Below are 14388 nucleotides of genomic sequence, written 5' to 3'. Positions count from 1 at the left end.
TTAAGGTGAGAATAATGAGTTCTAAGTATAGTGTCTTAACCTATGAGAGTGACATTTACGTTAAGAGAAACTGGATTAATTTAGGGGACTACGTACAAAGTACGGCAGCGAAGCAATTTCTGCCCTCTGTCGATGCCTTTATCCCCCGCGATCATATGAACGCTTACCAGGGCGATCCGGTCAAGATGATCATGAATGCCTGGTACATGGACTTGCCGGAGAACTTTCCACCTGCCGAGAGCATCAATCCTCTGTATGTCTCAATTCATATCAACTCCACGATTGTTGATAAAATCTTTACCCCCGAATCCATCGCGCATTTCAAAAAATTCCAGCCGGTTGGATGTCGTGACTTCTATACCCGCGACCTGCTGATTTCGAAAGGCATCGATGCATATTACTCCGGTTGCATGACGCTGACTCTGGGTCAAACCTATAAACGCGATAATGTTACCGATGACGTTTACTTTATTGACGTTATGTACGATTCCATGACATTGCCGGAACTGATGCGTCAACCGTTAAGATTTGGGAAACGCCTGCTGAATGGTCGCGCTTTTGAGTTTGCTCATCGCAATAAAGTGTTGAAAAAACACTTCGATGCGGACTTGCTTAAAAACGCCAAATTTGAAACGCAAATCATACCGTACATCTCCGCCGAAGAAGGCTTCAAGTTGGCCGATGACTTCCTGCGCCGTTTGGCGAATGCCAAGCTGGTCGTGACCTCGCGGATCCATACCGCGTTGCCTTGTTTGGCGATGGGTACCCCGGTGATCTTTGTTAACGGCGGCTTTAAAAACAAAATCGACAATTGCCGTTTCGACGGCCTGTTCGATTTCTTCAACCGCATCGATGTGGATAGCAACGCAAATTCAACCACCAACTTTGAGTTCAAAGGCGAGAAGATTGGTTTGCACAGCGAAATATCAAATAAAACCCTGCACCATGAGTACGCAGCACAGCTTATTGAAAAGTGCCGCTCCTTTGCCTGATTCGGTGCGCGCTTATCTTGGCTGTCAAAAGATAAGAGCGCATTAATTTTAAGCGGTTTCCGCTTCTTTTCGTTCTTCTCTGGGCTTTTGCAGGCAACCGCGACGCATGAGCACTTAACTTAATAATTGAGGATAACAATGATTCTTCCTGTAATCATGGCCGGTGGCACGGGCAGTCGTTTATGGCCAATGTCTCGCGAGCTTTATCCCAAGCAATTTTTACGCCTGCACGGCGAACAGTCGATGCTGCAGGAGACGGTATCCCGTCTGGAAGGTCTGAATGTCGGCGCACCTTTGGTCATCTGCAACGAGCAGCACCGTTTTCTGGTCGCCGAACAGCTGCGGCAGATTGACCAATTGGCCAATAACATCATTCTCGAACCCGTCGGCCGCAATACGGCGCCGGCTATCGCCTTGGCAGCGTTAAGCGAGGTCGCCAAAGGTGAAGATCCTCTGCTGTTGGTGCTTGCCGCCGATCACGTTATCGAGAACGTCGATGCGTTTCATCGGGCGGTCGATTCCGCTATCCAATTTGCCGAGCAGGGAAAACTCGTGACTTTCGGTATTGTGGCGACCGGCCCGGAAACAGGCTACGGCTACATTCAGCGCGGAGCGCCGCAGGAAAATGCAACCCCGGCATTCGCCGTTCGGCGTTTCGTGGAGAAACCGGACCTGCACACTGCGCAAGCGTATCTGACCAGCGGTGAATATTATTGGAATAGCGGGATGTTCCTGTTCCGAGCGAAGCGCTATCTGGAAGAGTTGGAGGCTTTCCGCCCGGATATTTTGGACGCGTGCCGGCAGGCAATGGCAACCTTGCAGCCGGATGCATTGCAGGACTTCATTCGTGTCGATACCGCGGCGTTCACGGCTTGTCCGGATGAATCGGTAGACTATGCCGTTATGGAGAAAACCTCCTCCGCGGTGGTTGTTCCGCTGGATGCCGGCTGGAATGACGTGGGCTCCTGGTCCGCATTGTGGGAAGTGAACGAGAAAGACAACGACGGCAACTCGCTGAACGGCGACATCTTTACCCACAATGCCGCCAATTGCTACATCAACACCGATGAGATACTGGTTGCGGCCATCGGCGTAGAAAACCTGGTGATAGTCAGCACCAAAGATGCGGTGCTGGTGATTGATAAATCGCAGGTGCAAGACGTGAAAAAAGTCGTTGAACATCTGAAGAAAAGCGACCGGCGCGAGTATCGTCTGCATCGCGAGTCATATCGCCCGTGGGGGCGCAACGATAAGGTCGTCAATACGCCTCGCTACCATGTCAATCGGGTGACGGTGAAACCCGGCGGCAAGTTCTCTTTGCAGATGCACCATCACCGCGCTGAACATTGGGTGGTGTTATCGGGCACGGCACAGGTGACGCTCAATGAGAAGAGCTATTTGCTGACGGAAAATCAGTCCACGTTTATCCCTGCCGGTGCGTCCCATATGTTGGAGAATCCAGGGAAGATCCCGCTGGAAGTGCTTGAGATCCAATCAGGTTCGTACCTGGGTGAAGATGACATTATTCGTATCAAAGATCATTACAGCAGTTGCTGAACAGGAAGAGATCATGTCAGAAGCATTAACGTGTTTTAAAGCCTATGATATTCGCGGGAAGCTGGGAAGCGAATTGAATGAAGATATCGCCTACCGCATCGGGCGCGCATACGGAGAATATCTGCGTCCCAAGACCATGGTGCTCGGCGGCGATGTGCGCCTCACCAGCGAGTCGCTCAAATTGGCCCTGGCGCGCGGCCTGCAAGACTCCGGCACGGATGTGATTGATATCGGCCTTTCGGGTACCGAGGAAATCTATTTCGCGACGTCGCACCTGAAAGTGGATGGTGGGATTGAAGTGACCGCCAGCCATAATCCGATGGACTATAACGGCATGAAGCTGGTGCGTGAGGAGTCCAAACCGATCAGCGGTGATACCGGTCTGCGCGATATACAGCGGCTGGCGGAGAACAATAGCTTCCCTGCGGTGAATGACGCTGCGCGCGGCGGCTATCAGCAGCTTTCAATACTCGATGCGTACGTGCAGAAGTTACTGAGCTTTGTGGCGCTGGATAACTTCACTCGTCCGCTGAAGCTGGTGATCAACTCCGGCAATGGCGCTGCCGGGCATGTCATTGATGCGATCGAGGCTCGTTTCAAAAACGCCGGACTGCCGGTCGAGTTCATCAAGGTTCATCACGCGCCGGACGGTAATTTCCCGAATGGCATTCCTAACCCTCTGCTGCCGGAATGCCGGCAAGACACCACCGATGCGGTGCTTAAGCACGGGGCAGACATGGGGATTGCCTTTGACGGCGATTTTGACCGCTGTTTCCTGTTCGATGAGCGCGGTAACTTTATCGAGGGGTACTACATCGTCGGTTTGCTGGCCGAGGCATTTCTTGAGAAAAGCCCGGGTTCACGCATTATTCACGATCCTCGTTTGAGCTGGAATACCATCGATATCGTTGAAAAGGCCTACGGCATTCCCGTGATGTCGAAAACCGGCCATGCGTTCATTAAAGAACGTATGCGCAAGGAAGATGCCGTGTACGGCGGGGAAATGAGCGCCCATCACTATTTCCGCGATTTCTATTATTGCGATAGCGGCATGATCCCGTGGCTGTTGGTGGCCGAACTGCTCTGCATTAAAGGCAGAAGTTTGGGCGAGCTGGTGAACGACCGGGTGGCCGCCTATCCGGCATCGGGCGAGATCAACAGTTCTTTAAACAATCCTAAAGAAGCGATCGGTCGGGTTTTGGGTAAATACGAAATGGAAGCCGATGCCGTCGATCACACAGACGGTATTAGCGTTGAGTATGACAACTGGCGCTTCAACCTGAGAAGTTCGAATACGGAACCGGTGGTGCGGTTGAATGTGGAGTCACGCGCCAACGTTGAGCTAATGCAGGAAAAGACAGAAGAGATACTGCAGCTGCTGCGTAGCGAATGATTTTCTTGGATGGGCAATAGGATGATATTGCCCATCTTTATATTTTTTTTATTGCTAGCTTCATGTGAAATAAAATTCTGATAATAAGGTGTAGACATGTCTCGGGATTTAAGCGTTGGATTGGTCGCCGATTGGTTAGTGACGTATGCGGGGGCTGAAAAGGTAATTGCTGAGTTTATTGACATTTTCCCAGATGCTGACTTGTATTCAGTGGTTGATTTCTTATCTGACGAGAATCGGCAGCTGTTCAAAAATAAAAAAGCAACGACCTCGTTCATTCAGCGTCTTCCGAAGGCCAGAAAAAAATATCAGACCTATCTGCCGTTAATGCCGGTGGCCATTGAGCAGCTGGACGTTTCAAAACACGACGTCATTTTATCCAGCAGCCATGCGGTGGCCAAAGGGGTTCTGACCGGGCCGGATCAGTTGCATATCAGCTATGTTCACTCGCCGATCCGCTATGCCTGGGATTTGCAGCATCAATATTTGCGTGAGTCTGGGATGGATAAGGGGCTTAAGGGCAACCTGGCTCGTTGGTTACTGCATAAAATAAGAATGTGGGATTGCCGCACGGCGAACGGCGTCGATCACTTTATCGCCAACTCGCAATTTATTGCACGACGTATAAAGAAAGTCTACGGGCGGGATGCCGATGTGATTTATCCACCGGTCGACGTCGAACGCTTCACCTTGAATGAAAATAAAGAAGATTATTACTTTACCGCATCACGCATGGTGCCTTACAAGCGAATCGATTTGATTGTTGAGGCCTTCAGCCAGATGCCGGATAAAAAACTGGTGGTGGTTGGCGACGGTTCCGAGATGACGAAGATCAAGTCAAAGGCGACCAAAAACATTGAGATCCTCGGTTATCAACCTAACAGCGTGATGCAAGAACATATGCGGAATGCCAAAGCCTTCGTGTTCGCCGCGGAGGAAGATTTCGGCATTACGCCGGTTGAGGCGCAGGCTTGTGGAACGCCGGTCATCGCTTTTGGCAAGGGGGGAGCGTTAGAAACGGTCCGGCCGCATGGTGTTCAAGCTGCGACGGGGATCCTGTTTGCTCAACAGAACGTGGCGGATGTCATCAACGCGGTGAAGCAGTTTGACAACCTGGAAGGCAGCATTCTGCCTGCCGACTGCCGAGCCAATGCGCTGCGTTTCTCGCAGGAAAGATTCCAGCGCGAGATGAGGGACTATGTGCAAGAGAAGTGGAACCTCTTTGAAGAGAGAAAAGAAGTTCATTATTGAGATATATTAATTTTTAATGGATAATTATCCATTGAGTATACAATTGTCGTTAGCAAGCTTGCAGCTTAGTCCGCTCAGGCAGAATACATGAGTTTTTTAAGTGTGTTGCTATAAGGGCAGGTGATCTAATTATTATCTTAATGATATTTGGTTTGAGAAAATGAATATAAGTAAAACTAGGTTGGTTGCTCTTGTGGCAACGCTGCTGGTCAGTGTTGACGTCATTCAATTTTCTGGATTGCGACTCACGCTGATCCCATTGCTTTGCTATGGCCTCTATTTGATCGCTAGCAGAAGAACCGTTGATAAATGGATTGTCTTTGTTATTTTGTTCGCACTGGCCTGTTTACCGTCGGTTCTCTTTTCGTCTAACCAAGGGAAATCGATAGGGTATGTTTTATGGATAATATTTAATTACATTTCAATTTCTGTCGTTTACCGGCATTTAATTCTAAAAGACAAATACCAGGCTTTAATCGGAATAAGAGACTCTTACCGTATTCAGATTATCTTGGGTGCTTTACTTTATTTTTCCGGGATCCAGTTTCGAGCCCAGGTTCTATACTATGAGCCATCATACTTCGCTCTTTCCCTCACGCCCTATGTCGTACTGATTTTTAGTCGTTACCTGAAAGGGGGCGTTAAGGATATCAATAAAAATGAGTATACATCGCCGATCGATGTTTTCTTCATTATGGTCGCATTGTATACAACTAAAAGTGCGAATATGATCTTCGTATTCATAATCGCAGCGCTAGTATTGTCATTGTATGGAAAAGGTAAGTTTAAAAAGTTAGTTGTCATGGGGGCGATGTGCGCCGTTGCCTGGGTGGGTTTATCTTGGTACTCTGAAAATAACAACGATCTCATATCTACGACATTCCAAAATATCGCCACCTCAGCCAATCTCTTTGATGCGGCAATGGATAGAACTGGAAACAGATGGCCACGGGCGCAACTGACCTATGACACGGCTATGCATACTTTTTGGGGGATTGGGATAGGGAACTTTAAAGAGTACACAACTATCACATATCTGCCTAAATTCACTGGGATGACGGACTATCTGTCTCCATTGGCCAATGAGCCTATTAATATCTATTTTGAGATCGCGGCGACATGTGGCTGGATAGCGCTGTTTGTATGGATGATATGGCATTTTAAGCTGCTTACAGAGGCAAACCGTGACAAATCTGGTGTACCAGTTATCATTTGTTCGCTTATTGTCGCTATGCTTGCATTATTCTTGGAGTCTAACTTTATGCGGCCATATTACTGGATGTTGATAGGTATGGTCATGGGGCAGATTTCTTATGCCAATCGTCATCGTGAAGAGGGGAGTTAATGGTATCTCGTAGAAAGTTGCTGAGCATTGCGTTACCTGCTGCGGTTGCATTACCGATTTCCGCTTCAGGGAGGAGTGAGGATAACGTCGCCAGGCCGGGCGGTGCTACTTCATACGACAGTGTCGCCAGCCTAAAGTCAGGCACCGCAGAAAACGGTGCCATCGCTTGCCTGTTGTCTTATCATGAAGGAGGATGCATTGGCGGTGGTTTGCTTGTTCATTCGGTAGGCAACGACATCAAAATTAACATGATAACCACATACCCTTCTGCGAACGGCGTGTGGTCACGGGTTATGGATAGAACGGGCGCCATTGACGCTTCGTTTGCCGGCATGGTTCCCGATGGGAAATATGATAATACTGCCGATCATATAAATCTTATCAATTACGCCGATCAAGAAGGTATTGATATATCATATGGTTCTGGTGTCTATTATCATTCAGGTATTGTTGAGAAGAAAGCTTCATTCTCCTGCCCAAACCTTATCGGTTGTGGCGGACGTCGGGCTGACAAAGGAACAATCCTGAAGTTTTCAAGCAATAGCTTCATGAAAATTAAGGGCGGATCCGGTATTCTCTGTTCATCCAATATCTCCGGGATTCATTTCTCCGGTGATGGGGATAATAATGGCGTTCTTATTGTTGCTGACCAGTGTGGCCTCTCTATTGAACGCTGTATATTCTCAAACTGCCATATTGGCATTAGGATGATAAACGAAAGCAGTAAAGGATTCAGTGAGTTTAACGTTCTGGATAAATGTACTTTTTCTGCGTCGTGCAGCACGGGAATTTCTTATGAAAGAGACAAAGGCAATGAGTCTTTTCATGGCACGGGGTTGAGTGAGTGCATCTTTCAACAGCAGACCAAGGATGATAACTCACCGCATGTTTTAATCGGCAAAAACTGCCTGGTGTATAATGCACCGATGTCAATTCACGTTTTCAGGGGGCTATCTTCCTCACCGATTATTCAACACGACGGACTACCGCGTTCTAATTTTTATGGAATTATAACGGTTGAAAAGCATCCGAAAAACACTATCGATTTGGTTTCTGGTGGGGTGCTGTACATTGTGGGGAGTGTCGTTTGCCTGAGTGAAAATCTGGCTACAACCAAGACCGTGTTTTGCAGCCGATTCCAGGCTAACTCTGATGGTTCGGTTAACTACATTAGAAATCCGGCCTCTCTCTCCGGCACATTCGAACAAACGGATAGCGTTGATGTTATCAAGTTTAACTCTGGAGAAAGCGCCTTTATAGACGTTTCTATCATGTCGCCGGCGGGGATTGAGCGGAAACTGATCTTTGCTGCTGTTGATCGGGATGGCAATGGTATGATATCTGACACGGCTCTTTCGCCGATGAAGTCGAAACTGGCACATGATTCCATCATATCGTTCAACAAATCGATGTTAAGCATAACCAGGCCCAGCAGTGATGGGCGCCAGTGGATCGTAGATATTTCTTTTGTGGCAAGCCGGTTGCAATATTCGATGAAATAAACGCATTATTTAGTGATGTCTGTCCGGTTTGACAGCAATATGCGTTTCTTCTGAATGTTCAATATGTGCTGCTTATACTATAAATTTCGTTTTTATTATATTAACCAATACCTCTTACTATCTGAATCAGTTTTTCCGCCGATAGCTTCCATGAGAATCGCTTAATGTTCTCATGCCCCTTCCTAATCAGCTGCAACCGCAGTTCATTCTCTCGCAGAATATCCTCCATTGCGTGAATCATTTCATTCCCACTGAATGGGTTGAAGTACAGGGCGCTCTCTCCCAAGATCTCGGGGATAGACGCCTGATTCGAGGCCAGCACGGGGCAGCCGCATGCCTGCGCCTCCAGTGGCGGAATACCAAAGCCCTCATAAAATGATGGAAATATGAAAGCGTAAGCGTTTTGATAGAGCCTAATTAACTCATCATCATCTACTCGCCCTAAAAATTCTATATCTTCCATTTTCGCTCCGGTATTATGATTCTTATAAGATAATTCCTTGAACAAGTCCCCAATGATTTTTAGCTTGATATTTCTGCTGCTTGGCAATTTTTCTTTTAATGCCTGGAAAGCATCAATCATTCCGCGATGGTTCTTGTGAAAGTTTTTTGATGCAACAGCAAGAAAATAAACGTCGGGAGTATCTTGCTGTTTGGGCTGGAACTTATCCTCTACGGCATTATAAATCACAGAGGTTTTATCTTGTGGGTATTGATAAGCGTTGGTTATTTCTCTCTTAGAGAATTCGCTCACTGTGAGAAGATGCTTGGACGTTCTAATCATCATCGGCACCAAAAGCTTGTAAAATAAAAGAAAACTTCTGGAGTAGCTTTCGGGATATCTTAGATAGGTGATATCATGATGAGTGATGATTTTATTTTTATAAGCGATAGGACCGGTGCTTCCTAAGTTTATCAGCAATGGAGAGCCTTTTCTCATCAAGTAAGCGGGAAGCTCAACTTGTTCCCATAGATGCCCATGTGAGAAGCCTACTTGTTTTACACGCAATTTTCGCGCAACATTCGGCCTCAACACTCCTTGCGGACAGACAAAAATAATATCATTGTATTTTTTACATAGTTCTAATGAAATCATTTCTGCAAATCTTTGAACTCCAGTTATTTCCTGCGTCAAAAAACGAGCATTAATATATATCATCGTATTTAGCTATTATCTTTTTAAGAGTACTTGGCTATTATCTTTAAACAGGCGCCGATTATGACAGCAATCGTGCGTCATCTGAGCATTTTAGTCAAGTGCTATGGCGACAGCATCGGCAGTTGTAGCCACGGCTTCTCTAATGCTGGCTTTGTTTTTTTTAACTAAAAATCAACTTGTTTTGGTTTTTTGTTCTGAATTTATTCAGGTGTGCGACATTAAGCTTTGTCGTGTTGACAACCTTACCCTTTTGAACTGTTCTTATCCTCGACATTGGCTGCGTGAGTTGCGATCGCATCTTGCATGCATCCATTCTTTTTGTGTGGCTAATGTCTCTTTGGAGTACGTTTAGGATTGAGTTTTTCAATTTTGAATTTTTGAGGATATTATCATGGCTTCTCAAGTACTGTTTTATCAAAAAGAAGTAGCTGCTATACTTTATGCGGTTCTCGGCCAAAACACCTTTACTGGTCCTACATCATTTGATAGCGCTGCGGGACAAATTCGTACCGGACAAATAACGGCACAGGATTATATTGGCGGATTAATAACATCTGCGGCAGGGCAGGCTCTATACGCATCGAAAAGCCCGTTGGAAATTTTAAAAGCTATTTATACGCAAGCTTACGGTTCTTCACCAGCGGATGCGGCGCTGCAGACCATATTGAATACCACTTCTCTTAACGATGCCATTTTTAACGCTATCGACGGTTTGCTCAATTACAAGGGCTTTGATGGCGCGACGCTTTCTTCGCAGTCCGCGTTAGAAGGCCATCTGGACGTTATGCTCTATAGCTCTTATGGTTCTGCAGCTTGGAACCAGTGGAGCGTGGCGCTTAGTGCTCAAGAACAAGTTGCCTCAGTGTATCTTGCTGGTGCCTACCGGGCTGCAGACTCCAACGGTCTTGGATATTGGGCGAACTATGTACTTCAACCAGGAAATACATTCCAGTCGCTGGTTAAGAGCCTCATCTATTCCTCTGAATTCCAGCAAAAGGGGACGAAATTAAGTGGTGACGCTTTTATCCAATATGTCTATAAAGGTGTTTATGGTGTCGATCCTAGCGCCGGTGCTTTGGCAACCTATCGTGCGCTGGGAACGGACAAGTCCGTTATCACTCAGGCTATTATCAACGATTTGCGTAGTTCAGTGGCGACCGATGCTGCTACAGTGACCAATCAGCATGCTTTTGAATACAACATTGGTACCAGCTTGGTCTACAAAACTGCCGCGGCGCTGACGGCCACCGCCGCCGGCGGCAACGCAACCGGCTCCATCAACTCGGGCATTTCTCATCAGATCAGCAACGCAGAGACGGCGGTGCTGACTGATGTTCAACTGAACGCCAACGCCGCCAGCCTGGTCAACCTGAAGTTCGCCGATCATCTGGCTAACCTGACCATCAACGGCACCAGCGCAGCGACGGTGAACCTGTCTGATAACGGCGTCAACCCTGGCGTGGCGGTGACTGTCAACAACGGCAACGTCATTCTGAACGCCAGCTCCGGTTCAGACAACGTGGTCGTGACTTCGACGGCTAACATCGCGACCGGGACCGCACAGTTTAACCTCGGCGCCGGCAACGACAGCCTGCACTGGGCGGGTAACGCGGTCTCCGGCGGTGCGAACACCGTTGCCAATACCGTCAAGGCTGACGGCGGTACCGGCACGGATTCCATCTCTGCCAACTTCATCACCAAAACCGTCGTGACCAACCAGAACGCCCTGGGCGTTCGCACCAGCACCGTGACCAGCAACGCCAACAACTTCTCGAACTTTGAGCAGATTGATCTGACCGGTTATATCGGTAAGTCTGTCGGTACGCTGATTACGACACCGCTGATTGGTTCACCGACCACCACCAGCGTCACTACGCCAACCAACACCTTCGACTTTGGCCTGACCAACGGCACGTCTACGGTAGAAGGTACTACGGGCGGTACGGTCACCCAGAACGCAGCGGCGACCAACCTGGGGGCGCAAGGGTTCGTGATCTCCGGCCTGGCTAACGTCAACGTCATCAACGCTGCCGGCGGTAACGCCGCACAGCTGGAAGTGAAAGGCGATGCGACCTCAGCCAGTACGCTGAACTTCACCTTCGTCCAAAACGCCACCGATCACTTTAACATCAACTTTGATGCAGTGAGCTCGGCGAACGTGAATGCCGGCGCCATCAGCCTGAACAGCAGCAGCAGTGCGCTGTTGGGCACCGCGCTGACGACGGTGAACGTGGCTTCCGGCGGTACCGGTTCGTTCAACAACATTCTGTCCCTGGCAGGCACCAATGCGCAGGTTCAGACTGTCAACGTGACCGGTGACCATGCGCTGAACTTGACGTTGGGTAGCGGCTTCAGCAACGTTCGTGACGTTAACGCTTCTACCAATACCGGCGGTTTGAACCTGGATTCAAGCCATGCGGGTACCGGTGACGGTATTATCGTGCAGCTGTTGAACGCGTTGCCACTGAGTGCGGTTACCACCGCATTGCTGACCCCGCTGCTGAACACGCTGGGTCTGAACGGTTACCAACTGACGGTAGAAGGGACGTCCACGGCCGACAGCTTCAACGTACTGGGTAACACCACGTTGACCGGGGGCACCGGGGCGAATATCTACGATCTGAAATCCAGTACTTCGCAGGCGGGGGTCACCATCACCGACTTCAGCACTGCGAAAGACAAAATCGTGGATGCGGCTTCCGGCCTGACCCTGTCCAACACCGGTACCGCGGTGGCGGATTACGGTACTCGCGCTTCAGATACGTTGGATGCGCTGTTAGGTTCACTGGTTGGCGGTCTGACTACCGGCGTTGTCGGTCTGTTGGGCGGCATCCTGGGCCTGAGCAATCCTAACTCGCTGACGGCGAAGGTGGGCGTGGCCTCGGTGGTGTTCAGTGGTACAGGTAACAATGCTGACTCCTATGTGATTATTGACAATAACAATAACCACACGCTGGATGCTAACGATACCGTCATTTACCTGACTGGCCAGAACCACCAGCAATTGGTGGATACTCTGCACTACGCTTAAGAGTAAAACCACAACAGCCAATAATTCCCTGTGGAACTATTGAGTTTTAAATAATGCGGGGGAGGTTATTCCCCCGCATGTTTAAATTTGTGAGCAGCATCATCCTCTCTAAGTTATTCCATTTCGTTATCTTCCCGTTGCTTTTTCATTTTCCCGTATCATTCTGTTTTATCATGCCTTTTTAAGGCGTGATGACCGGCTTTTTTTTTATACCCTACCTTGCCGGTTTTCACTTTCTCTACCTATAGTTAACAAAAGTATCTGCAGTCTCGGGCATTTCTTTGGGGTGAGTCTTCTCGGGATAATTCTTTTTTAGGAATTTCTTTAGGGAAGAGGTCAATGCGGATTGGACTGACAGTGCACATGATGTAAGGGCAGAACGTGAATCAATTTATCCCGCGCAACGAAATTGCGGATGTTATACGGACGCGCAGTAAAGTCTTCTGGACCGTTGGTATATTCACTGCGTTTATTAACCTGTTAATGCTGGTGCCTTCCATTTACATGCTCCAGGTTTACGACCGGGTGCTTCCTTCTCGCAATGAAATCACGCTGTTAATGCTGACGCTGATCATGCTGGGTATGTTCGGCATGATGTCCTTGCTGGAATACGTGCGCAGCATGGTGGTGATCCGCATCGGCAGCCAGCTGGATATGCGTCTCAATACGCGTATCTATACGGCGGCTTACGAGGCGAATTTAAAGAACGGCTCTTCCGATGCCGGCCAGATGCTGAGCGATCTGACCAACGTGCGTCAATTCCTGACCGGCAGTGCGCTGTTCGCCTTCTTCGATGCGCCGTGGTTCCCTATTTATCTGCTGGTGATTTTCCTGTTTAACCCTTGGCTGGGGTTGTTCGCGCTGGTGGGCTCCTTGCTGTTGATCGCCCTGGCGGTGATCAACGAGGTGGTGTCGAAGAAACCGTTGGCGGATGCCAGCCGGCTTTCAATCATGTCGGGCAATCTGGCCAGCACCAACTTGCGCAATGCCGAAGTGATTGAAGCGTTGGGGATGTTACCCAACCTGAAGGGGCGCTGGTTCAGTTTGCATCAGCGCTTCCTGAACAGCCAACGCATCGCCAGCGAACGGGCATCACGGGTCACGTCGATCACGAAGTTTGTGCGTCTGTCGCTTCAGTCGCTGGTTTTGGGCCTGGGGGGCTGGCTGGCGATCGATGGGCACATCACGCCGGGCATGATGATCGCCGGTTCCATTTTGATGGGGCGCACGTTGGCGCCTATCGAGCAGGTGATTAACGTTTGGAAAAGCTGGAGCTCCGCCAAGCTGGCTTACCAGCGCCTGGTGCGTTTGTTGGAGCAGCATCCGCCGCGCGGTACCGCCATGTCGCTACCGCGCCCGGAAGGGGTGATTTCCGTTGAAGGGGTGACCGCGACGCCGCCCGGCTCGAAGGGGAGCGCGGTGTTGCATAACGTCAGCTTCGCCATTCAGCCGGGAGACGTGCTGGGGATTATCGGGCCAAGCGCCTCCGGCAAGTCGACGTTGGCGCGTCTGCTGGTCGGCATCTGGCCGGTCAGCGAAGGCATCGTGCGCCTGGACAACGCCGACATCTACCAGTGGAACAAGGACGAGCTGGGGCCTTACATCGGCTATCTGCCGCAGGATATTGAGCTGTTCGCCGGCAGCATCGCGGAGAACATCGCCCGCTTCAACGAGCTGGACTCGGAGAAAGTGATCGAGGCCGCCAAGTTGGCCGGAGTGCATGAGCTGATTCTGCGCTTCCCCAATGGCTATGATTCGGTTATTGGCAGCGGGGGCGCCGGGCTTTCCGGCGGTCAGAAACAGCGTATCGGTTTGGCGCGCGCGCTGTATGGCGATCCTTCTCTTATCGTGCTGGATGAACCCAACTCCAATCTGGACGATGCCGGCGAGCGGGCGTTGAACCAGGCCATTACGTTCCTTAAACAGCGGAATAAGACGGTGATCCTGATTACGCACCGCACCAATCTGCTGGCGATGACCAACAAGCTGTTGCTGCTGGTTAACGGGAACGTCAATGCGTTTGGCCCAACGCAGCAGGTGCTGCAGGCCTTGGCGAATGCGCAAAAAGCGCAGGTGCCTACGCAGGCGGTGCGTGCGGTGAACTCCGAGCCGGATGAAGGCGATGTTCCTAAAACTCAAATTAATTAAGCCGTGAACT

General features: G+C 49.5%; 9 protein-coding genes. 8 read left to right on the top strand and 1 reads right to left on the bottom strand.

From position 1 onward, the window contains the following. The first annotated feature begins 14 nt into the window (after positions 1–14). The 6 genes from EKL15_RS23540 to EKL15_RS23515 all read left to right on the top strand — a co-directional run bounded on the left by EKL15_RS23540 (position 15) and on the right by EKL15_RS23515 (position 8040). Complete coding sequence (locus tag EKL15_RS23540; protein ID WP_089185725.1) at positions 15–992, top strand: polysaccharide pyruvyl transferase family protein; 978 nt, start codon at positions 15–17, stop codon at positions 990–992. A gap of 138 nt (positions 993–1130) precedes the next feature. Further along, positions 1131–2549 carry a mannose-1-phosphate guanylyltransferase/mannose-6-phosphate isomerase gene (locus tag EKL15_RS23535; protein ID WP_100396904.1) on the top strand — a complete coding sequence of 473 codons (1419 nt, stop codon included), beginning with the start codon at positions 1131–1133 and terminating at the stop codon, positions 2547–2549. Between the two features lie 13 nt (positions 2550–2562). Next, complete coding sequence (cpsG, locus tag EKL15_RS23530; RefSeq protein WP_089185727.1) at positions 2563–3942, top strand: phosphomannomutase CpsG; 1380 nt, start codon at positions 2563–2565, stop codon at positions 3940–3942. A gap of 96 nt (positions 3943–4038) precedes the next feature. After that, complete coding sequence (locus tag EKL15_RS23525) at positions 4039–5193, top strand: glycosyltransferase family 4 protein (protein WP_089185728.1); 1155 nt, start codon at positions 4039–4041, stop codon at positions 5191–5193. 193 nt (positions 5194–5386) lie between these two features. Beyond that, on the top strand, positions 5387–6538 hold the full coding sequence (locus tag EKL15_RS23520) for an O-antigen ligase family protein (RefSeq protein WP_157800494.1): 1152 nt from the start codon (positions 5387–5389) through the stop codon (positions 6536–6538). Next, a complete protein-coding gene (locus EKL15_RS23515; RefSeq protein WP_145958022.1) occupies positions 6538–8040 on the top strand; it encodes a hypothetical protein in 1503 nt (500 codons plus the stop codon). The genes EKL15_RS23520 and EKL15_RS23515 overlap by 1 nt, the downstream gene beginning before the upstream one ends. Positions 8041–8140: 100 nt before the next feature. Here EKL15_RS23515 and EKL15_RS23510 read toward each other — a convergent pair whose 3' ends face one another. Then, entirely contained in the window at positions 8141–9199 is a 1059-nt protein-coding gene (locus tag EKL15_RS23510; RefSeq protein WP_203090456.1) for a glycosyltransferase family 1 protein, read from the bottom strand. A 391-nt stretch (positions 9200–9590) separates the two neighbouring features. Between EKL15_RS23510 and EKL15_RS23505 the strand changes: the two genes are divergently transcribed. Together EKL15_RS23505 and EKL15_RS23500 are read left to right on the top strand one after the other, a co-directional pair. After that, positions 9591–12230, top strand: a complete 2640-nt coding sequence (locus EKL15_RS23505; protein WP_203090454.1) for a DUF4214 domain-containing protein — start codon at positions 9591–9593, stop codon at positions 12228–12230. 381 nt (positions 12231–12611) lie between these two features. Beyond that, positions 12612–14378 (top strand): type I secretion system permease/ATPase, encoded by a 1767-nt coding sequence (locus tag EKL15_RS23500; RefSeq protein ID WP_047728091.1) that lies wholly within the window; start codon positions 12612–12614, stop codon positions 14376–14378. The last annotated feature ends 10 nt before the right edge of the window (positions 14379–14388 follow it).

Origin of the sequence: Serratia sp. 4542, assembly GCF_016805595.1 — a bacterium.
GTDB lineage: Bacteria > Pseudomonadota > Gammaproteobacteria > Enterobacterales > Enterobacteriaceae > Serratia > Serratia nevei.
The sequence above is the reverse complement of the archived record's forward strand: the minus strand, read 5'-3'. Positions and strand labels throughout refer to the sequence as shown.

Coding starts and splice junctions, on each gene's coding strand:
- cpsG (WP_089185727.1), top strand. CDS start 2,563: ATGTCAGAAGCATTAACGTGTTTTAAAGCCTATGATATTCGCGGGAAG.
- EKL15_RS23510 (WP_203090456.1), bottom strand. CDS start 9,199: ATGATATATATTAATGCTCGTTTTTTGACGCAGGAAATAACTGGAGTT.
- EKL15_RS23540 (WP_089185725.1), top strand. CDS start 15: ATGAGTTCTAAGTATAGTGTCTTAACCTATGAGAGTGACATTTACGTT.
- EKL15_RS23535 (WP_100396904.1), top strand. CDS start 1,131: ATGATTCTTCCTGTAATCATGGCCGGTGGCACGGGCAGTCGTTTATGG.
- EKL15_RS23505 (WP_203090454.1), top strand. CDS start 9,591: ATGGCTTCTCAAGTACTGTTTTATCAAAAAGAAGTAGCTGCTATACTT.
- EKL15_RS23515 (WP_145958022.1), top strand. CDS start 6,538: ATGGTATCTCGTAGAAAGTTGCTGAGCATTGCGTTACCTGCTGCGGTT.
- EKL15_RS23525 (WP_089185728.1), top strand. CDS start 4,039: ATGTCTCGGGATTTAAGCGTTGGATTGGTCGCCGATTGGTTAGTGACG.